The sequence below is a fragment of the Hydrogenophaga sp. genome, assembly GCF_050182545.1.
In the GTDB taxonomy this organism is placed as follows: domain Bacteria; phylum Pseudomonadota; class Gammaproteobacteria; order Burkholderiales; family Burkholderiaceae_C; genus Hydrogenophaga.
On record NZ_JBFXCD010000029.1, the window covers coordinates 1 to 20,127 of the forward strand.

General features: G+C 63.7%; 19 protein-coding genes, 1 tRNA gene and 1 pseudogene. 12 read left to right on the plus strand and 9 right to left on the minus strand.

The annotated features are described in order from the left end of the window. Positions 1-28 precede the first annotated feature (28 nt). The 5 genes and pseudogenes from AB7P10_RS19340 to AB7P10_RS19360 form a co-directional block, all read left to right on the plus strand. Positions 29-2,914 (plus strand): toprim domain-containing protein, encoded by a 2,886-nt coding sequence (locus AB7P10_RS19340; protein ID WP_428295473.1) that lies wholly within the window; start codon positions 29-31, stop codon positions 2,912-2,914. 12 nt (positions 2,915-2,926) lie between these two features. Beyond that, positions 2,927-3,343, plus strand: a complete 417-nt coding sequence (locus AB7P10_RS19345; RefSeq protein WP_428295474.1) for a hypothetical protein — start codon at positions 2,927-2,929, stop codon at positions 3,341-3,343. A 663-nt stretch (positions 3,344-4,006) separates the two neighbouring features. Then, a complete protein-coding gene (locus AB7P10_RS19350; RefSeq protein WP_428295475.1) occupies positions 4,007-5,020 on the plus strand; it encodes a tyrosine-type recombinase/integrase in 1,014 nt (337 codons plus the stop codon). 305 nt (positions 5,021-5,325) lie between these two features. Next, positions 5,326-5,799 carry a hypothetical protein gene (locus AB7P10_RS19355; RefSeq protein ID WP_428295476.1) on the plus strand — a complete coding sequence of 158 codons (474 nt, stop codon included), beginning with the start codon at positions 5,326-5,328 and terminating at the stop codon, positions 5,797-5,799. 59 nt (positions 5,800-5,858) lie between these two features. Further along, positions 5,859-6,788: pseudogene (locus AB7P10_RS19360) on the plus strand (recombinase family protein); the annotation flags it as partial. Positions 6,789-7,070: 282 nt separating this feature from the next. Here the strand turns inward: AB7P10_RS19360 and AB7P10_RS19365 are convergent. Then, on the minus strand, positions 7,071-7,304 hold the full coding sequence (locus AB7P10_RS19365) for a hypothetical protein (protein ID WP_428295477.1): 234 nt from the start codon (positions 7,302-7,304) through the stop codon (positions 7,071-7,073). Positions 7,305-7,331: 27 nt separating this feature from the next. Next, positions 7,332-7,407 (minus strand) — tRNA-Asn (locus tag AB7P10_RS19370). A gap of 50 nt (positions 7,408-7,457) precedes the next feature. Between AB7P10_RS19370 and AB7P10_RS19375 the strand changes: the two genes are divergently transcribed. From AB7P10_RS19375 to AB7P10_RS19390, 4 genes are all read left to right on the plus strand, one after another. Further along, positions 7,458-7,802 (plus strand): VanZ family protein, encoded by a 345-nt coding sequence (locus AB7P10_RS19375; protein WP_428295478.1) that lies wholly within the window; start codon positions 7,458-7,460, stop codon positions 7,800-7,802. Between the two features lie 30 nt (positions 7,803-7,832). Then, entirely contained in the window at positions 7,833-8,603 is a 771-nt protein-coding gene (gene aat, locus AB7P10_RS19380) for a leucyl/phenylalanyl-tRNA--protein transferase (protein ID WP_428295479.1), read from the plus strand. Then, positions 8,600-9,346 carry an arginyltransferase gene (locus AB7P10_RS19385; RefSeq protein WP_428295480.1) on the plus strand — a complete coding sequence of 249 codons (747 nt, stop codon included), beginning with the start codon at positions 8,600-8,602 and terminating at the stop codon, positions 9,344-9,346. Before aat ends, AB7P10_RS19385 begins: the two co-directional genes overlap by 4 nt. 64 nt (positions 9,347-9,410) lie before the next feature. Further along, on the plus strand, positions 9,411-10,211 hold the full coding sequence (locus AB7P10_RS19390; RefSeq protein WP_428295481.1) for an IclR family transcriptional regulator: 801 nt from the start codon (positions 9,411-9,413) through the stop codon (positions 10,209-10,211). Between the two features lie 77 nt (positions 10,212-10,288). Here AB7P10_RS19390 and AB7P10_RS19395 read toward each other — a convergent pair whose 3' ends face one another. From AB7P10_RS19395 to AB7P10_RS19420, 6 genes are all read right to left on the minus strand, one after another. Further along, positions 10,289-11,413 carry a serine hydrolase gene (locus AB7P10_RS19395; protein WP_428295482.1) on the minus strand — a complete coding sequence of 375 codons (1,125 nt, stop codon included), beginning with the start codon at positions 11,411-11,413 and terminating at the stop codon, positions 10,289-10,291. Positions 11,414-11,590: 177 nt separating this feature from the next. Beyond that, the gene (locus AB7P10_RS19400; protein ID WP_428295483.1) at positions 11,591-13,132 is read right to left on the minus strand and encodes a 2-isopropylmalate synthase; all 1,542 of its coding nucleotides are present in this window, start codon (positions 13,130-13,132) and stop codon (positions 11,591-11,593) included. 236 nt (positions 13,133-13,368) lie between these two features. Continuing rightward, complete coding sequence (gene pssA, locus AB7P10_RS19405; RefSeq protein ID WP_428295484.1) at positions 13,369-14,184, minus strand: CDP-diacylglycerol--serine O-phosphatidyltransferase; 816 nt, start codon at positions 14,182-14,184, stop codon at positions 13,369-13,371. Between the two features lie 154 nt (positions 14,185-14,338). Beyond that, on the minus strand, positions 14,339-15,355 hold the full coding sequence (gene ilvC / locus AB7P10_RS19410) for a ketol-acid reductoisomerase (RefSeq protein WP_428295485.1): 1,017 nt from the start codon (positions 15,353-15,355) through the stop codon (positions 14,339-14,341). A 65-nt stretch (positions 15,356-15,420) separates the two neighbouring features. Continuing rightward, positions 15,421-15,912: an acetolactate synthase small subunit gene (ilvN, locus tag AB7P10_RS19415; protein ID WP_297647992.1), complete on the minus strand. Its 492-nt coding sequence runs from the start codon at positions 15,910-15,912 to the stop codon at positions 15,421-15,423. A gap of 117 nt (positions 15,913-16,029) precedes the next feature. Beyond that, positions 16,030-17,805: an acetolactate synthase 3 catalytic subunit gene (locus AB7P10_RS19420; protein WP_428295486.1), complete on the minus strand. Its 1,776-nt coding sequence runs from the start codon at positions 17,803-17,805 to the stop codon at positions 16,030-16,032. Between the two features lie 285 nt (positions 17,806-18,090). On the opposite strand from AB7P10_RS19420, the gene AB7P10_RS19425 reads away from it, so the two are divergent. The 3 genes from AB7P10_RS19425 to AB7P10_RS19435 are packed head-to-tail and all read left to right on the plus strand — an operon-like array spanning position 18,091 to position 19,682. Then, positions 18,091-18,651 (plus strand): RDD family protein, encoded by a 561-nt coding sequence (locus AB7P10_RS19425; protein WP_428295487.1) that lies wholly within the window; start codon positions 18,091-18,093, stop codon positions 18,649-18,651. 14 nt (positions 18,652-18,665) lie between these two features. Next, positions 18,666-19,061 (plus strand): diacylglycerol kinase, encoded by a 396-nt coding sequence (locus AB7P10_RS19430; protein ID WP_428295488.1) that lies wholly within the window; start codon positions 18,666-18,668, stop codon positions 19,059-19,061. 33 nt (positions 19,062-19,094) lie between these two features. Beyond that, complete coding sequence (locus AB7P10_RS19435; protein WP_428295489.1) at positions 19,095-19,682, plus strand: TIGR00730 family Rossman fold protein; 588 nt, start codon at positions 19,095-19,097, stop codon at positions 19,680-19,682. Between the two features lie 3 nt (positions 19,683-19,685). On the opposite strand, the gene AB7P10_RS19440 is transcribed toward AB7P10_RS19435, so the two are convergent. Continuing rightward, entirely contained in the window at positions 19,686-20,024 is a 339-nt protein-coding gene (locus AB7P10_RS19440; RefSeq protein ID WP_297647978.1) for a P-II family nitrogen regulator, read from the minus strand. Positions 20,025-20,127 lie beyond the last annotated feature (103 nt).

Below are 20,127 nucleotides of genomic sequence, written 5' to 3' on the forward strand. Positions count from 1 at the left end.
GCGGCTTGTTCGTTTTTCACCTACAACAATGACAACTCCAACACCTCGGCCACGGCTCCGCAACGACGCAGCGGAGCGCCTCAACCGTGAGATCGATTGCAAGGACCTGGCGCTTCTGCTGGGCCTGGAAAAGCCCAAGGGGCAGAACAGCTTCAAGAACCCCGACACGCCGGACAGCAGTGCTTCCCTGGCGTGCTACCCGGCCGACGGCAAGGGCGGCAGCAAGTGGAAGGACCACCGCCTGGGTACGAGCGGCGGGCCTATCGATCTCTTCATGCTGGTGCGCGGCGCCAACTTCATCGAAGCCGTGCGCGAGCTGGGGAAGATGTACGGGATCCTGGTCGAGGAGACGCCGGCGCCGGGCGCCCTGGCCGCTCCAGTGGAAAAGCCCAGCCTGGCCGAGTACATCGCCAGCAACTGCTTGCGCGATGCCCGGGCACCGGCTGGCCAGGTGGTGCTGTTCGACTACCTGCGCGGCCGCGAGATCTCGACCGAGGTGATCGAGCGCGCCATGCAGCGCGGCACGCTGGGCCTGAACACCTACACCGGCGCGAAGAAGCAGGAGCCGGCCAGCCCGGGCGAGGTGGGCTACGGCGGACCGGGCGTGGCCTTCATCGTGAAGGACCGGGTGTCGGGCAAGACGATGGCGGTGGACACCCGCTACATCGACCCGAGCCTCAACGGTGGGGTGAAGACGAACAGCCAGGGCGAGAAGGACGGCTACCTGTGGTGCAGCGACTGGAAGCGCCTCGAGGGCGCACGCCGGGTCTACATCGTGGAGAGCAGCATCAACGCGCTGACGATTGAGAGCTGCGGCATCCCGGGCACGGCCGCGCTGGCGCTGCGCGGCACGGCCAACGCCTACCCCGGCAAGGTGGACTGGAGCTTCCTGCGCGGCAAGGAGGTGGTGGCCTGCCTGGACAACGACGAGCCGCTGGCCCAGGGGACCGACAAGGGCTATTGCCCGGGCCTGAAAGCCGCGTGGGCCCTGCACGAGGCGCTGACGGCGCTCGACATCTCTTGCCTGCTGGTGGACCAGAGCGGCTGGTACGAGGACCTGGAGAAGCGCGAGGGGCCGATCAACGACGTGAACGACCACATGAAGCTGCTGGGCAGGGACAAGACGAGCACGGCGCTGCAGCGCATGGAGGAATGGCTGATTGCCGGCATGCCGGGCGATGACTCCCGCCGCGGGACCCCCCGCCTCTTCCTGCCCCACCACGACTACCTGGTGTACTGGAAATACCGCGTGCGGCCGGACTTCACCAAGGTGATCAGCAAGGTGAGCGAGAAGGCCGGCGAAGAGGGTAAGGACCCGGTCAAGTCGTTCGAGTACTCCGACGTGTGCGGCTTCCGCGTGGCAGCGGTGAGCCGGGTGGCGATTGCCAGCCCGCAAAGCACGATGACGGGCGACGTGGACCACAGCCCTCACACGGTGTTTGCGATCAGCGTGCAGGTGGCCAGGCACGGCCCCAGGCTGCTGCGCCGCGTGGTGGACGACGAGCGCCTGCACAACCTGGACGTGTGGAAGAAGCTGGGCCCGGTGTTCGCGCCCTCGGCCTTCGCCCGCCTGGTGAACGTTTGGGAACGGGCCGCCGGCATCGGCGCGCGCGACGCCATCAACTTCGTGGGCCTGGCCTGGCGCGACGGCCGCCCGGTGGTGAACGAGGGGCCGGATTGCTTCTTTGCGGATCCGCGCCAGCAGTGCCCGTACCATGAGCTCGTTTTCCCGTCGGGGCCCACGTCGCAGGGGCTGGAGGTGGTGCGTCAGTTTGGCGCCACGTTCGCCGAATGCGCGGCGCTCATCCCGCTGGTGTGGGCCCTTGGGGCACACCTCAAGGCGTTCATCGGCTACTGGCCGCACTTCGTGATGCAAGCCGAGAAGGCCACCGGCAAGACCACGCTGGTCAAGCGCATCGAGCGCTCGATCGCGATGGTGATGAGCTCGCGCCAGAGCCTGCAGACCGAGTTTCGCCAGATGACCTCCATCAGCTACACCAGCCACCCGGTGGGCTGGGGCGAGATGAGCACGAACAAGCAGGACGTGATCAACAAGGCGATCCACAACCTGCAGGAGGCCTACCAGTACGAGCACACCCGCCGCGGCGCCGAGCTGATGGACTTTCTGCTCTGCGCGCCGGTGCTCCTCGCCGGCGAGGACGTGCCCGTGGACAGCCTGGTGGGCAAGATCGTGCGCAGCGAGCTCACGAAGGCCAAGCGCGGGCCCTTGATCCCCGAGGACGTGCCAGTGTTCCCGGTGAAGCAGTGGCTGCAGTTCCTGGCCAGGCAGCCCAAGACCGCCGTGCTCGCGCTGCAGGCCCAGCAGGTGGAGGATCTGTTCCAGAACTGCCTGGCGGGCACGGACGACAGCGGCGCCGAGCGCATGGTGCACAACTACGCGGCGGTGGCCACCGCCTGGCGGCTGCTGTGCGAGTTCCTCGGCATGGATGCGCACGAGTTCGGGTTTCTGGGCCACCTCACGGCCGAGATGAACCGCCACATCAGCGAGACGGTGAGCGACCGCCAGCCCTGGGCGTGGATCGTGGAGAAGCTGCTCAGCGAGATCGCGTCGCACCGCTTCCTGTACCCCTACAAGTTCGACGAGGAGGACGAGGTGGCGGTGCTGTGCGTGCGCACCGGCCACGTGATGGACCACATGCGCCAGACGCCCTACTTGCGCGAGTTCTGGGACGGTCTCCCGGTGAAGAGCGACCGGGTGTTCAAGCGCCAGCTGGAGCAGGCCGGCGTGCTGGCCATGGACGCCGGCAAACCGCTCGAGCTCGAACGCACGGTGAAGGGCCAGCGGGTTGGCCACATGGTGGCGCTGAGCCTGCCGGCGCTCAAGCAGTTCGGGCTGTACGCGGTGGTGCCATCAGAGCCGAAGGAGCAGCCTGACACGGTGATGGCGTCATGAATCGAGGATGCAATGAAGAAGGTGAAATCCCTCGTTCGCCCGACAACGGCCGGACTGCACCTGACCTTTGGGGCGACACAGTTCGAGCTCTTCCGCCTCGACGGGTTGCTGTGGCTCCGCAAGGCGCCGCTGGCGCACTTGCTCGGCTGGTCAGAGCCGAAGGACCGCTACTTCTACGGCCGCCACTTCGGCGTGTTTTCCACGCGCGTGGTGGGTCTGGAACCATACGAGAGGCCCGGCGCACCTGTGCAGCCATGTCGCCTTTTCACCCTTTGGGGCGCCTGCGTTTTTGCCAGGTTCAGCGGATCTCCTGCAGCTGCGGGCTTCATTGCATGGGCTCACGCAGCGGAGAACAGTCCAGATGCGCCACGAGGCCTCTCTGCGGAGTCATGGCACGCGAGCGACATGGACGACGAAGCCACGCCTTGACGCGCCTGGCCGTCCATCAGCGCCGCCAGGCGCTGTTCCGAATGCACCGCGAAGCGGCCGGATTGATTGATGCCGAGATTGCATCAGTCTGGCCCCGCACCCCCCGTACCCCCCGACCACAAAAGCTACCGCCGGAAATGGGGAAGACCGCCAGGACGAGGGGGTTCCCGCATAGCTTTTCCCTAATCCGGGAGGCAGGGAGAGCCGCAAAACCCCCTAACCCGTGGATGCGGACCATTTGGGGAGGTGCTCTGTCAGGTTCCACCGTGCGCAGCGCTGCGTTCGCAATTTGCCCTCATCCACGGAAGTGCTCGATTTATCCACGGGTTGGCCTGTTTTTTCCACGGGTGCAATTTCCCGGCTTTGGCCCCCTCTCTCTCTCAATCTCTCTCTTTTTCATAGAGAGAGAGGAAGGAAAAGAGGGGGCGGGAGCGCGCAAACCACGATCCACGGGTTGCATTTGTAAACCGGGGATACAAAACTTACGGGTCGTGGAAAAAACACCCGTTTCCACGCAATTCCGTGGATGGGCCGGGGTGTCACTTTTCAATGAAATCAACGACTTAGCATGCAGCAGGGGGTCGATCCACGGATCCACGGGGGAAATGCCCCTGTACCCCCGCGCGGCGGCCCACTTCGGAGGTGTGTGTGGCTCGAAATGAAATGACCGACGACCAGGCCATTGATGCGTTCCTGGACTACCTGGGTGTTGCCCGCGGCCGCACACCGCGGACGCAGGAGGTCTACCGCCTGGCGCTGACCAGGCTGCAGGAGTTCATGCACCCGCGTTCGATCCTGGTGGCCGATGGCTCCGAGCTCGAGGCCTTCGCTGGCCTGTGGCTGCACAAGAAGGGCGTGGTGGCCGCCAGCCGCAAGCCCTACGTGTCGGCCGTGCGCATGTTCTTCCTCTGGGCCCAGTCGAAGAAGCTCCTGGTGTCGGGCAACCCGGCGGCCGAGCTCGAGCACCCGAAGACTGGCCACCGCCTGCCGCGCACGTTGAGCCTGGCCAACGCCGAGCGGCTCATGTGGGCGCCAGATCTCGGCACGTTCCACGGGATCCGCGACGCGGCCATCATGAGCCTGCTCATGGGCTGCGGCCTGCGTGTCACCGGTGTCTGCACGCTGAACGAAGGCGACCTGCAAACCGTCGACCTCGATGGCAAGCCGCGCATGGTCGTCCTGGTCGAGGAGAAAGGCGGCCGCATGCGGCGCCTGCCCGTGCCCAGGGAGGCCGACGCGCTGCTGCGGGTGTACCTGGGCCACGAGGACCTGGCCACGATCGACCGCGACACGGTGGGCAAGCATGGCCGGCCTGACCGAGTCCTGTTCGTCAACACCAAGCACCCCACGCTGCCCGCGCACGAGCACCGCGGCGAGGCCCGCCGGCTCACCAGGAAGGGCGTCTGGAGCATGGTGCAGCGCCATGGTGAGAAGGTGGGCATCCCTGCGGCCGAGCTGCACCCGCACGCCATGCGCCACCTGTTCGGCACCGAGCTGACCGAGGACGACGTGCCCACCACCACCACGCAGGGGCTCATGGGGCATGTGGACCCCAAGACCACAGAGATCTACATCGAGCTCAGCATGCGCAAGAAGATGCGCACGGTGGACCAGCACGCGCCGCTGGCCAAGATGCGCACGCCGATCGGCGAGTTCCTGAAGCGCGTCCCCGGCTGACCTGGCCGGCCAATTCCCAGCAGATCACCGAGGACCGTCCACATGCCCGACCGCACAGCACCAGTACGCAACGCCCATTCCGGGGCAGTGCCCTCCCGAGCCAGAGCAAGCATCCATGGGCAGTGCGCGGCGATCTCGCGCCAGCCCGCAATTTGTAACAAGAACAGGCTAACTCGTGGAGGGGGTCCAGCGCCCTCGCCCGCGGCCACTTCGCACGCTGTCAGAAAGCGAAGTGGAGCGATGCACGTTCAGAGGGGGGCACGGGCATGAGCCGGCACGCAAAGCGAAGTGGATGGAGCGCACGGATGCAGCTCGACTGGGTGGACCAGGTGCACGGGCCCACGGTGGAGCCCGGCCAGCAGGGGGTGGGGGCTCGGCAGGGCCAGGGCAAGGCCTCCCGGAGGGGGGGTGGGTACCTGCACGAATGCGCCACGCCGCAAGTTTGGGAGGAGGCAAAAATTCGCGAACTCGCCGACATGGGCCTGCCCTCGGTGTGGCTCGCCGTGGCGCGCGAGGTCGGCTACGACCGTTTCATGGCGATGTGGCGCATCCTCGACGCGGCCGTGGAGATCCGCTCCGATTCGGACTCGATGATCGAGGTCAAGCTGCGCCGCTACAGCAGCTTTCAGCGCTATCAGCGGAACCGCTTCATCGAATCCCTGGCCCCGTTCCTGGACAACCGCCAGATCCGCGATCGCGTCAAGGCTGTTCTGGGTGAAAAACTGACGGTTCATCACGTAGGCCGTCTCGCCAAACGTCGTAGATTGCCCATCGAATGAAGCGAGCCATCATCTATGCCCGCGTGAGCAGTCGAAAGCAGGCCGACGAGGGCATTTCGATGGACGCGCAGATCGAGCAGTGCACCGCGCGCGCCGCAGCGCTCGGTGCGTCGGTGGCGCGCGTGTTCCGCGACGACGGCATCTCCGGCCGGTCGACAAAGGGCCGCGCCGGCTTCCAGGCGGCCGTGAGCTACTGCGAGGCCGCGCCGGTGGACTACTTCATCACCTGGAGCACCAGCCGCTTCGCGCGCAATGCGATCGACCTGTGGGTGCACCAGGACCAGCTGAAGGCGCTGGGCACCCGCCTGGAGTGCCTGAACGCGGACATCGACGACGAGACGGACGCCGGCTTTATCAATCGCGTGTTCATGGGCGCCATGGACCAGATGGTGTCGCGGCAGATCGCGCGCGACACGCTGCGCTCGATGAAGAAGTCGGCGGCCGAGGGCTTCTTTACTGGTGGTCGCGTCCCCTTCGGGTACCAGGTGGAGGTCGACGGCAAGCGCGGCAAGCTGGTGCCTCATCCTGAGGAATCGGCGATCGTGCGCAGCTGCTTCGCTTCATGCCTGCAGGGTCTGGGAGCGCAGGCGATCGTGCTGCAGCTGAACGAGGCGGGCGTGCGCCGGCGCGGTGAGACCTGGAAGAAGACGAGCCTCATCTACCTCCTACGCAATGAGGTGTACACGGGCACGCGGACCTTCAACCGGATGAACAAGAAGACCGGCAAACCCAAGCCGCGCACGGAATGGGTGCAGGTGGAGAGCCACCCGCCCCTGGTCACAAGGGCAGACTACGACAAGGTGCAAATCATGATGAACGATCGAGCTCCACAACACGCCCAAGGCGGTACGCCTCGCAGCGATTTCGTGTTCACCGGCTTGATGACCTGCGGGATCTGTGGCAACCCGCTGCAGATCATCAACGGCACCGGCCGAGGCGGCACCCTCTACAACTACTACGGGTGTTGTGCGCATCGGAAGGGCGCGCCGCGGTGCCTGTTCCGGAACGTGCGCGCCGATCTCTTCGACGACTGGCTGCTGGGCGAGATCCTCGACCAGGTGGTGACCGAGGACGCGATGGCGCAGGCCGTGCGCGAGATCGTCGATCTGGGCGGTCGTTGGGCTCAGGAGCGAGAAGCCCAGCGGCAGCAGCTCGTGCGCGACCTGCGCGACCTGGAGGCGCGCCGCGGCAAGCTGTTCGACCTGCTCGAGTTCCACGGCAAGGACACCCCCGACCTGGCCGACATCAAGGACCGGCTGCAGCTGCGCAACTCAGAGATCCGCGCGATTCAGGCCCGCCTCGAGCTGCTCGAAGACACCCCGGTGCGGGAGAAGGTCACGCGCATCGAGCCGGCCCTCGCTGTAGAGGTGATGCGCGACGTGGTGATGGCCGGCGACACGCAAAAAAAACGCGCCTTCATGGGCGCGCTTCTGGAGAGCATCACGGTCACTGAGGATAAAGTCGCTATCGGTTACCGACCCGCGGCCCTTGCTGGCCTCGGCCACCCCGCCAGTGTTCGTAATGAGGTGTATTGGCTCCCCGACCTGGACTCGAACCAGGGACCTGCGGATTAACAGTCCGTCGCTCTACCGACTGAGCTATCAGGGAACAGCCTCGAATTATAGCGTCGTTTTTCCCGCATTTTGAGTCTCACCATCATGTCGCTGATCAAACCCGTGTTCTGGCTGAGCGTCCTGGCGCTCGCCGTCGCTTCGCTCGTTCCCGGCGAATTGCTGCCTGAACAGTCGTTCAACGTCTGGGACAAAGCCCAGCATGTGGCCGGATTTGCTTGGCTGGGCCTGCTTGGATTGTTTTCGCATCCGCGGCACCCCTCACGCCTGGCTCTGTCACTGCTCGCGTTCGGCGCATTCATCGAACTAGCCCAGACCGCGACGGGCTGGCGCTTCGGAGAATGGCTGGATCTGCTGGCTGACGGCGTCGGCATCCTGCTGGGCATGGCGGCATGGACACTTGTGCGAGCAGCCAGGCCCCCGACACCTTGAATCCACGCCACCGCCGCGCACAATAGCGGCATGTCGCACACGCCACCCAACCGCGCATTGCCCTGGCTGGAGCCGGGTCAGGCGTTTCCGCCGGTGGAGACGGCCTGGAGCGCCACCGACCCAGCACCGGGGCTGCTGGCCGCAGGGGGGGTGCTGGACCAGCCAACCCTGGTGGCGGCGTACTCGCGTGGCATCTTCCCCTGGTACAGCGCGGGTCAGCCCATTCTCTGGTGGAGCACAGACCCGCGCATGGTGCTCGAACCGTCGGCGTTTCGCCTGCACCGATCACTGCGAAAGACGCTCGTGCGCCTGTTGCGCGAAGGCCGCCTCGAGGTGCGCATCGACCACGACTTCGAGCGCGTGATCAAGGCGTGCGCCCACACGCCACGCAATGGCCAGTCCGGCACCTGGATCCTGCCCGCCATGGTGGAGGCCTATGTCCGGCTGCACCAGGCAGGTCTGGCGCACAGCGTGGAAACCTGGCTGGATGGAGAACTCGCAGGCGGCCTGTATTGCGTCAACCTCGGCGCCATGGTGTTCGGCGAATCGATGTTCAGCCGTCGCAGCGATGCATCCAAGATCGCACTGGCCGGCCTCGTTGCGTTCTGCCGTGCACACGAACTGCCCCTGATCGACTGCCAGCAAAACACGACCCACCTGGCGTTTCTGGGTGGGCATCTGATGGCGCGTCAGGACTTCTGCCAGCATGTGCGCATGGCAGTTCTGAGCCCCGCACCCGTGTGGAAATTCCTGCCCGTATACTGGCAAAACCTCCTCTCTGAAGACGGTCGTCGCGCGTGACCCATCTCAAAGAACTCCCGCTGCAAGCGCTGCAGTTTTACGCCACAGCGCCCTATCCCTGCAGCTACCTGCCTGACCGCCAGGCCCGATCGCAGGTTGCCACGCCCAGTCACCTGATCCACAACGACGCTTATTCGGATCTGGTCACGCACGGCTTCCGTCGCAGCGGCATGTTCACCTACCGCCCGTACTGCGATGGCTGCCAAGCATGTGTGCCACTGCGCGTGCCTGTGGCCTCGTTCACGCCGAGCCGCAGTCAACGCCGCTCCAAGGCGCAACACGGGATGCTTCAGACGCGCGTGCTCAAGCTGTGCTTCATTCCGGAACACTATCAGCTCTACCTGCGATACCAGAACAGCCGCCATGCCGGGGGTGGCATGGACCACGACAGCATCGACCAGTACACCCAGTTCCTGTTGCAGAGCCGCGTCAATTCGCGCCTCGTCGAGTTTCACGAACCGGGCACGCACGGGAGGCCCTCGAAGCTCAAGATGGTTTCGATCGTCGACGTCCTCAACGACGGGTTGTCGGCGGTTTACACCTTCTACGAACCTGACGAGAAGGCCAGCTACGGGACCTACAGCGTGCTGTGGCAGATCGATCAGGCCCGCGCGCTTGAGCTGCCTCATGTGTACCTCGGCTACTGGATCGGTCAGAGCAGCAAGATGAGCTACAAGGCCGGGTTCCGCCCTCACGAGCTACTGCGTGATGGCAAATGGCATCCATCCCGTCAGCGACCATGAGTTGGCAGCGTGCGGCCTGGGTTCTGATTTCATCTTGTAAAATCAGACGCAACCATTGCCACCCATGACCAAACGTTCAGAGTCTCTCCCCAGCACCCCGACCGTCCAGGTAATTGAACGCATGTTCAATCTGCTGGAGGTGCTGGCATCGCGTGAGGAGCCCGTTTCGCTGAAGGACATCAGTGAAAAGACGGGCCTTCATCCTTCCACGGCGCATCGCATCCTCAATGACCTGACCATTGGACGCTTCGTTGATCGTCCAGAGGCCGGTAGCTACCGGCTGGGCATGCGGCTCCTGGAACTGGGGAACCTGGTCAAGGCCCGCCTGAGCGTGCGCGATGCGGCCTTGCTCCCCATGCGCGAACTGCACAAGCTGATCCAGCAACCGGTCAATCTGAGCGTGCGTCAGGGTGATGAAATTGTGTACGTGGAGCGTGCTTACAGCGAGCGTTCGGGCATGCAGGTGGTGCGCGCCATCGGTGGGCGCGCCCCTTTGCACCTGACATCTGTGGGCAAGCTCTTTCTGGCGGACGACGAGCCCCAGCGGGTGCGGGCTTACGCCACGCGCACCGGCCTCGCGGGCAATACGCGCAACAGCCTGACCCAGTTGAGCACGCTGGAACGTGAGCTGATGCAATGTCGCCAGGCTGGGTTGGCACGCGACAACGAAGAATTGGAGATGGGCGTGCGCTGCATGGCCGCCGGCATCTACGACGACCAGAGCAAATTGGTGGCAGGCTTGTCCATCTCCGCTCCGGCCGATCGAATCGACGAGAACTGGGTACCCAAGCTGCGCTCGACGGCGGCCGAGATTTCCACGGCGCTGGGTTGCCCGAAGATCCCCAACCCTTCCGCGGCACGCTGAATACTCCCCACGCGACTCGCATGAGAAAAGTGAAAAGGCCCCGTTGGGGCCTTTTCTCATGTGTGACGGGGCGGTATTCAGCCCTGTGGCCTGACCCCAGGATTCGCGTCGGTCTGCACCTCCACCCAGCGGCGCACGCGTTCTGCATCCCGAAGGCGGCTGAGGGAGCCAGCCGAGTCCAGAAAGACCATGATCAGTTGGCGACCCGCCACCTTGGCTTGCATGACGAGGCACCGCCCTGCCTCAGAGATATAGCCCGTCTTCTGCAAGCCAATATCCCATGACGGGTTCTTGACCAGGCGATTGGAGTTGTTGTAGTGGAGGGTTCGACGACCCAGTTCCACCTCATATCCCGGCGAGGTAGACAGACTGCGCAGGATGGGGCGCTCGTACGCCACCGAGACCAGCGTGGCCAGGTCGCGCGCGCTCGACTGGTTCTGGCTCGACAGGCCAGTCGGTTCCACGTAGCGGGTATCGGCCATGCCGAGCTCATCGGCCTTGCGGTTCATGAGGCGAACGAACTCGTTCAGTCCCCCGGGATACGTGCGGCCTAGCGCGTGAGCCGCCCGATTTTCGCTGGACATGAGCGCCAGATGCAGCAACTCACCGCGACTGAGCGTGCTGCCAACTGACAGCCGCGAACGGCTGCCCTTGTAGGTGTCCACATCATCCCGGGTGATAGTGATCATCTCTTCCATGTCGAGATTGGCCTCGGCAATCACCAGGCCGGTCATCAGCTTCGTCAGCGACGCGATGGGCAGCACGGCCGCATCGTTCTTGCTGAACAGCACTTCATTCGTCTCCTGATCGATCACAAGGGCCACACTCGAGTTGAGATCGAGCGGGTCGTCCATTGAGCGTAGGCCCATGCGCTCACCGTTGGTGCGGCGCGGCTGCGCGGCGGCGTGCGCCACGGGCCTCTTTTGTACAGCCACCTTGTGCAGAGATCCGGATTTGCCGGCCGCCATCTGAACCTTGACCCGGTTTGAGGTCTTGCGGGGCGAGGCCTTGGCCACTTTGGACGATGATTTTCGCGTCGACGCCACGCTGCGCTTGGCCGACGTCTTGGAAGCCACTGCCTTCTTGGCGGTTTTCCCCGTGCTTGCGGCCTCCACAGGTCCGGGCATCAGGGACATCGTCACCCAGCCAGCAACGACTGCCGTCAGCAGGAATTTGCGAAGGTAATTGACGCCGATGACCATGACTCCACTCCAGCAACAGGAATTGCGCAGGAGTGGAGTATATGCATGCGAAAAAAATCTAGCAATATCAAATGCTTGGGAAACTGTCTTCAGTGATCGGTGGAACAGATGCTACTTTTGGTGCCAATTCTTCGGATCAAGAAACAGATTTCCGTAAGTATTTGATTTAATTGATATTTATCCCTGCGCCGCGACCCGGTCGGCCTTGCTGTGCAGCTTGTTCAATGCGCTCAGATACGCCTTGGCTGACGCCACGACAATGTCCGGGTCCGCGCCCACGCCATTGACCACGCGCCCGCTGTGCTGCAGGCGCACCGTGACCTCACCCTGGCTCTCGGTCGATCCGCTCGTGATGGCATTGACCGAGTACAGCACCAGCTCAGCGCCGCTCTTGACGTGGTTTTCGATCGCCTTTAGCGAGGCGTCCACCGGCCCATTGCCATCGCTTTCCCCCTGGATTTCTTTGCCCTCCACGGTGAACACCACACTGGCATGCGGCCGTTCGCCGGTCTCGCTGCGCTGCTTGAGCGACACGAGGCCGTATTGCTCCTTCTCAGCCGTCACGCTCTCGTCGCTGCACAGGGCAAGAATGTCCTCGTCGAAGATTTCGCTCTTGCGGTCCGCCAGTTCCTTGAAGGCGGCGAAAGCGGTGTTGATCTCGCTCTCGGACTCCATCTCGATGCCCAGATCCTGCAGGCGTTGCTTGAATGCGTTGCGCCCGCTGAGCTTGCCCAGCACGATCTTGTTGGCGCTCCAGCCCACGTCTTCCGCGCGCATGATTTCGTAGGTATCACGCGCCTTGAGCACACCATCTTGGTGAATGCCACTCGCGTGGGCAAACGCATTGGCGCCCACCACGGCCTTGTTGGGCTGCACAACGAACCCCGTGGTCTGGCTGACCATGCGGCTGGCCGGCACGATCTGCGTGGCATCAACACCCACGTCCAGGCCGAAATAATCACGCCGCGTGCGCACGGCCATCACGATCTCTTCGAGCGAGCAATTGCCCGCCCGCTCTCCCAGGCCATTGATGGTGCATTCGACCTGGCGCGCACCGCCGATCTTCACCCCGGCGAGCGAGTTCGCCACGGCCATGCCCAGATCGTTGTGGCAATGCACCGACCAGATCGCCTTGTCCGAATTGGGGACGCGCTCGCGCAGGTTGCGGATGAACTCCCCATACAACTCGGGTATGGCGTATCCCACCGTGTCGGGGATGTTGAGCGTCGTCGCGCCTTCCTTGATCACGGCCTCGAGAACCCGACAGAGAAAATCCGGATCGCTGCGGTAGCCATCCTCCGGACTGAACTCGATGTCGTCGACCAGGTTGCGAGCGAAGCGCACGGACTGCACCGCCTGCTCCAGCACCTGCTCGGGTGTCATGCGAAGCTTCTTCTCCATGTGCAGCGCGCTGGTGGCAATGAAGGTGTGGATGCGGGCACGATTGGCGCCCTTGAGCGCCTCGGCGGCCCGGGCGATATCCCGGTCGTTCGCACGAGCCAGCGAGCACACCGTGGAGTCCTTGATGGTGTTGGCGATGGCCTGCACGCAATCGAAGTCGCCGTTGGAACTGGCGGCAAAACCGGCTTCGATCACATCAACCTTGAGGCGTTCGAGCTGGCGCGCAATGCGCAGCTTCTCGTCCTTTGTCATGGATGCGCCGGGCGACTGCTCGCCGTCGCGCAAGGTGGTGTCAAAAATGATCAGTTTGTCGCTCATCTCGATGCTCCGATGAATCGCCTCGTGGGCAATGCTTCAAAAAACCTGCAGTTCCAAAAGCAAAACGGCCCGCTGCAGGTGCAAACGGGCCGTTGTGGAGAAATCGCTCGCGCGCTACCAAACCTGCCCGTGATGGACACCCAGTAGTAGCGAGAGGGAAATCTGGAACATGGGAGGCAATGTAGCACAAAGCCAGTGGAAAGGTCCGGGAAATTTCCGGCGAGCGGCTCCGCGCGTCAGTCGTCCCCGTGCAGTCCTCGCTCATCAGGTTCGTCAGTGGACGTGCTGATCACACTGGTGGGCCGCCCCTTGGCCTTGCGCCAGCCGTACACCGCATAGCCTGACAGGCCATACGCCACAAAGAGCGCGAACAGCACAGTCGGCGGGTGGATGTTGATGACCGCAATGCCCAAGGCCACAAGTACGATCGCGGCGAACGGCACGCTCTTCTTCAGGCTCAGGTCCTTGAAGCTGTAGAACGGTACGTTGGTCACCATGGTCAGACCCGTGTAGAGCGTGATGACGAACATCGGCCAGGTCACGTCCTGCGGAGGAATGCCGAGCTCGGTCATGAGCCAGATGAAGCCGGCCACCAGCGCGGCCGCGGCAGGCGACGGCAGCCCCTGGAAATAGCGTTTGTCCACCACCCCGGTATTGACATTGAAGCGCGCCAGTCGGAGGGCCGCACAGGCGCAATACACGAAGGCCGCGATCCAGCCCCAGCGGCCGATATCGCGCAGTGTCCATTCGTAGGCAATGAGCGCGGGCGCGGCACCGAAGGACACCATGTCGGACAGCGAGTCCATCTGCTCGCCAAAAGCGCTTTGCGTGTTGGTGAGCCGGGCCACACGCCCATCCAGGCTGTCGAGCACCATGGCCACGAAAATACCCAGGGTCGCCAGATCGTAGCGCCCGTTCATGGCCATAACCACGGAATAGAAGCCACCGAACAGAGCCGCCAGCGTAATCATGTTCGGCACCATGTAGATGCCTTTGGGCCGCTTGGGGCGATCATGATCCTGCGTCATGTGGGGGTCGGTTCCATCGTGCATGAAGGCCTTTCTTTTCTGTCGAACCACGGGCCGTCGGCCCCTGCGACCGACTTCCTGCGCAGCGTGTCCCAGTGTAAGTCAGGGATCGCATGATGGAAAACGGCAGAGGCCACCGAAGTGGCCTCTGCCGTGGCTGCGCGGGACGTTGCAACGATCAGTTGCGTGTCTGGTCCACCAGCTTGTTCTTGGCGATCCAGGGCATCATCGCGCGCAGCTGTGCGCCCACCACCTCGATGCTGTGATCGGCCGTGTTGCGGCGGCGCGCAGTCATGCTGGGGTAATTGGTGCGGCCTTCGGTAATGAACATCTTCGCGTACTCGCCGTTCTGGATGCGCTTGAGCGCGTTGCGCATGGCCACGCGAGACTGCTCGTTGATGACCTCGGGACCTGTGACGTACTCACCGTACTCGGCATTGTTCGAGATCGAGTAGTTCATGTTAGCAATACCGCCTTCGTAGATCAGGTCCACGATGAGCTTGAGCTCGTGAAGGCATTCGAAGTAGGCCATCTCGGGCGCGTAGCCGGCTTCCACCAGCGTCTCGTAGCCCATCTTGATCAACTCGACCGCGCCACCGCACAGAACGGCTTGCTCACCGAACAGATCGGTTTCGGTTTCTTCCTTGAAGTTGGTCTCGATGATGCCGGCCTTGCCGCCACCGTTGGCCATCGCATAGCTCAATGCCAGGTCGCGGGCCTTGCCGCTCTTGTCCTGGTGCACCGCCACCAGGTGGGGCACGCCGCCGCCCTGGGTATAGGTGTTGCGCACGGTATGGCCCGGCGCCTTGGGCGCGACCATCCACACGTCCAGATCGGCGCGCGGCACGACCTGGTTGTAGTGCACATTGAAACCGTGCGCGAACGCCAGCGATCCGCCCTGCTTGATGTTGGGCTCCACGTTGTTCCTGTACACCTCGGCAATCTGCTCGTCGGGCAACAGGATCATCACGACGTCGGCCGCCTTGACGGCGTCGTTGACCTCCAGGACGGTCAGGCCGGCCTTGCCGACCTTGTCCCAGGAAGCGCCACCCTTGCGAAGACCAACCACCACCTTCACGCCGCTGTCGTTGAGGTTCTGGGCGTGCGCGTGACCCTGGCTGCCGTAGCCGATGATGGCCACGGTCTTGCCCTTGATCAGGGACAGGTCACAGTCTTTGTCGTAGAAAACTTTCATGTTGGCTCCAGGTTGAATGCTTGGTTGAGTAATTGATGGGTTGGATCCGAAAACCGGTGATTGTCTTACACCCGAAGGATGCGTTCGCCGCGGCCGATGCCACTGGCGCCGGTGCGCACGGTCTCCAGAATGGCCGAGCGGTCGATCGCCACGAGAAAGGCGTCGTTCTTGCCCTGGTCGCCCGTGAGTTCGATGGTGTAACTCTTCTCGGTCACATCGATGATGCGGCCACGGAAGATGTCGGCCATGCGCTTCATCTCCTCGCGCTCCTTGCCCACCGCGCGCACCTTGACCATCATGAGTTCGCGTTCGGTGTAGGAGCCCTCCGTGAGGTCGACCACCTTGACCACTTCGATCAGTCGATTGAGGTGTTTGGTGATCTGCTCGATGACATCGTCCGACCCTGTGGTCTGGATCGTCATGCGCGACAGGCTGGGGTCTTCGGTCGGTGCGACCGTGAGCGACTCGATGTTGTAGCCACGGGCGGAGAACAGGCCGACCACCCGGGACAGTGCCCCGGGCTCGTTTTCCAGCAAGACAGCAATGATGTGTTTCATGTTCGATTCCTCTTTTCGCCGCCCTCCCCTGCGCACGGTAATGCGCAGGCTTGGCAAGCAATAGATTCGTCTGAGGGAATGAAGCGGTGAACCCTGTTCACCGCTTCGCTTGGGTCTTTACAGGTCCTCGGAACCCAGCAGCATCTCGGTGTTGCCCTTTCCGGCCTTGACCTGGGGGTAGACGTTCTCCGTCGGTTCGGTGCGGAAGTCCATGAACACTGTGCGGTCCTTGAGCTTGCGCGCCTCGCGCAGCGCCGGCTCCACGTCCTGCGGCCGCTCGATCAGCATGCCGACGTGACCATAGGCCTCGGCGAGCTTGACGAAGTTGGGCAGCGCGTCCATGTAGCTGTGGCTGTAGCGGCCTTCGTAGTCGATCTCCTGCCACTGCCGCACCATGCCGAGGTAACGGTTGTTCAGGGCCATGATCTTGATCGGCGTGTTGTACTGCAGGCAGGTGGAGAGTTCCTGGATGCACATCTGCACCGAGCCCTCTCCGGTGACGCAGAACACCTCGCTCTCCGGTTTGGCCAGCTTGATGCCCATGGCATAGGGAATGCCCACGCCCATGGTGCCCAGCCCACCGGAATTGATCCAGCGCCGCGGCTCGTTGAAACGGTAGTACTGCGCCGCCCACATCTGGTGCTGACCGACATCGGACGTGACGTACGCGTCGGAGTCCCTGGTCATATTCCACAGCGTCTCGATCACGTACTGCGGCTTGATCACCGCGGTGTTGTCGCGGTCGTACTTCAGGCAGTCCTTCGAACGCCAGGTTTCGATGGTTTTCCACCATTCCGCCAGGGCTTTCTCGTCCGCGCGAACGGTGCTTTCGCGCACCATATTGATCAGCTCGGTCAGCACGTCCTTGACGTCGCCGACGATGGGGACATCGACCTTGACCCGCTTGGAGATGCTCGACGGGTCGATGTCGATGTGGATGATCTTGCGTTCGTTCTGCGCGAAATGTTTGGGGTTTCCAATCACCCGGTCGTCGAAACGCGCACCCACAGCCAGCAGCACGTCGCAGTTCTGCATCGCATTGTTGGCTTCAATGGTGCCGTGCATGCCCAGCATGCCCAGAAACTTGGGATCCGTCGCTGGATAGGCACCCAGGCCCATGAGCGTGTTGGTGACTGGATAACCCAGCATGTCGACCAGGGTGCGCAACTCGCTTGTGGCGTTGCCCAGCAGCACGCCGCCACCGGTGTAGATGTAGGGGCGCTTGGCCGTCAGCAGCAATTGCAGCGCCTTGCGGATCTGGCCGCCGTGGCCTTTGCGCACCGGGTTGTAGGAGCGCATTTCCACCGATTCGGGGTAGCCCGCGTACGGCACCTTGTTGAAGGACACGTCCTTGGGGATGTCCACCACCACCGGGCCAGGCCGGCCGCTGCGCGCGATGTGGAAGGCCTTCTTCATCACCATGGCCATGTCACGCGCATCCTTGACCAGGAAGTTGTGTTTGACGATGGGGCGCGTGATGCCCACGGTGTCACACTCCTGGAAGGCATCCAGGCCGATGGCGGCCGTGGGCACCTGACCAGTGATGATCACCATCGGGATGCTGTCCATGTAGGCGGTCGCGATGCCGGTCACGGCGTTGGTCACGCCCGGGCCGGAGGTGACGAGCGCCACGCCCACATCGCCCGTGGCACGTGCGTAGCCATCGGCCGCGTGCACCGCCGCCTGCTCGTGGCGCACCAGCACGTGCTGGATGGTGTCCTGCTTGTAGAACGCGTCGTAGATGTGCAGCACCGCGCCACCTGGGTAACCCCAGATGTACTTCACGCCTTCGGCCTGGAGGGCCTTGACGAGGATTTCTGCACCGCGGAGGTCTTGAGGCGCTGCGCCGGAGGCGGCGGCAGCCGAGGCCAGTTCGGCCTTGCTGATTTCCATGATGAACCTTTCGAGAATTTCTCTGACGAAAAACCTTGGGTGCCTCTAGACCCACTCTTGTGGAGCGGTTTCGAGACTTGAGACCAATGGCCATGGGCGGGCACATACCCCGCCGGACCCTGATCCGTTTGCCTTGTTTTGAACTGCAGCGCGCATTATCGCACTGCAGCAGGCGTTTTCGTCTGCCAGGCCCACCATCGACCGCAAAAAGGGCGCCGCCCCTCGGGCAATGCGACAATTCCCGGCTTGCGCGGCCACCGGGCCGCCACCATCTGCCTGCCTCCCATGCCCGCCTCCCTCTCCTCGCCGAACTCCCCTTCAGAGAGCCCACAGGCGGTCGTCGACCTGATGGCGCCGTCCCTGCGCCGGCGCATGGCCTGCTGGCTGTACGAAGGCATGCTGATGTTCGGCGTCGTGTTCATCGCCGGCTACCTGTTCTCGACGCTGACACAGACCCGCCATGCGCTGGACAATCGGCACGCGCTACAGGCCTTTCTCTTCCTTGTGTTCGGTGTGTACTTCACCTGGTTCTGGGCCAAGGGCCAGACCCTGGCCATGAAGACCTGGCACATCCGCGTGGTGGATCGCCATGGACAGGCGCTGAGCCAGCCGCGTGCGCTGCTGCGCTATCTGCTGGCGTGGCTGTGGCTGCTGCCGCCATTGGCGGTGTCCGGTGTCGCCGGATTGCCCGGTGGAGAGCTGGCGGTGCTGCTCGTCGGCTGGGTCGCCATCTGGGCCGTGCTTTCTCGTTTTCACCCACAACGCCAGTTCCTGCACGATGCGCTGGCCGGTACGCGGCTGGTACACCACGTGAGCATGTCGGCCCCGCCGCGCGCGCAGCGCTGAGGACTGTCCGCACCATGAGCGAGAGCCTGCACGAAGCCGTCGACGCGCAGAAGCGACGCACCGGATTCACGCGCATCGCGCATGCCTTGCGTTACTCACTTGCCGGTTTGCGCGCGGGCTGGGGTGAAACCGCGTTCCGCCAGGAGGCGCTGGCCGCGATGCTCCTGATACCCGCAGCCTTCTGGCTTGGCCGGACCTGGATCGAGACCGCCCTGCTGGCCGGCTCGGTCGTGATGGTGATGGTGGTCGAGTTGCTCAACACCGGCATCGAGACCGCCATCGACCGCATCGGCCCCGAGTGGCACGACTTGTCCAAGCGCGCCAAGGACATGGGCAGCGCGGCCGTGCTGCTGAGCCTGTTGCTGTGCACGGGCTTCTGGCTGGCTGCTATCTGGGCGCGCTGGGCCTGATCCAGCTCGCTGCTTTTACATCTCACCGACAACATGACCTCACCCGCCTTTTCGCTTTGCGTGTACTGCGGCTCTCGCCCGGGCGCGGATGGCGCCTTCATCGACACCGCGCGTACTGTGGGCGAATGGATCGGCAGTCGAGGGGGACAGCTGGTTTATGGAGGTGGTCGCAATGGCCTCATGGGCGTGGTCGCCGACGCCACCCTGGCGGCCGGCGGGCGGGTCGTGGGCATCATCCCGAAGGCGCTGGTCGAAAAGGAATGGGCGCACAACGGCTGCACCGAGCTGCACGTGGTCGACACCATGCACGAGCGCAAGCGCATGATGGCGGAACGGGCCGATGCCTTCCTGGCGCTGCCCGGCGGCATCGGCACCTTCGAGGAGTTCTTTGAAGTCTGGACCTGGCGCCAGCTCGGCTACCACGACAAGCCCGTGGGCCTGCTCAACGCGGGCGGCTACTACGACGGCTTGATGACTTTCCTGCACACCGGCGTCGAGCACGCGTTCATGAGCGAATGGCAGATGGACCTGATCCGGGTCGGCACGGATGCCGGGGTCCTGCTGCCCGAACTGGTGCAGGCGGCGGGCATGGCGCCGGCCGACCGCCTCGAGGCGATCTGAGCCTCAGACGGCGGTCTCGTCCTCTTCGCCGGTGCGGATGCGCACCACGCGTTCTACCGGGGTCACGAAGATCTTGCCGTCGCCGATCTTGCCGGTGCGGGCCGCGCGGATGATCGCGTCCACGCAGCGCTCCACGTCGTCCGAGTTCACCACCACCTCGATCTTGACCTTGGGCAGGAAGTCCACCACGTACTCGGCACCCCGGTACAGCTCGGTATGGCCCTTCTGGCGACCAAATCCCTTCACCTCGGTCACGGTCAGGCCTGTCACGCCCTGCTCGGCCAGCGCCTCGCGCACCTCTTCCAGCTTGAAAGGCTTGATGACGGCGGTGATCTGTTTCATGCGGGTTCTCCGTGGCGTTGCTTGAAAGGTCGGTTGCGTTTCATTATGCCCAAGCCCCATGCCGACATCCGTACACTGGGCGCCGCGCCGTTCAACGCCCACC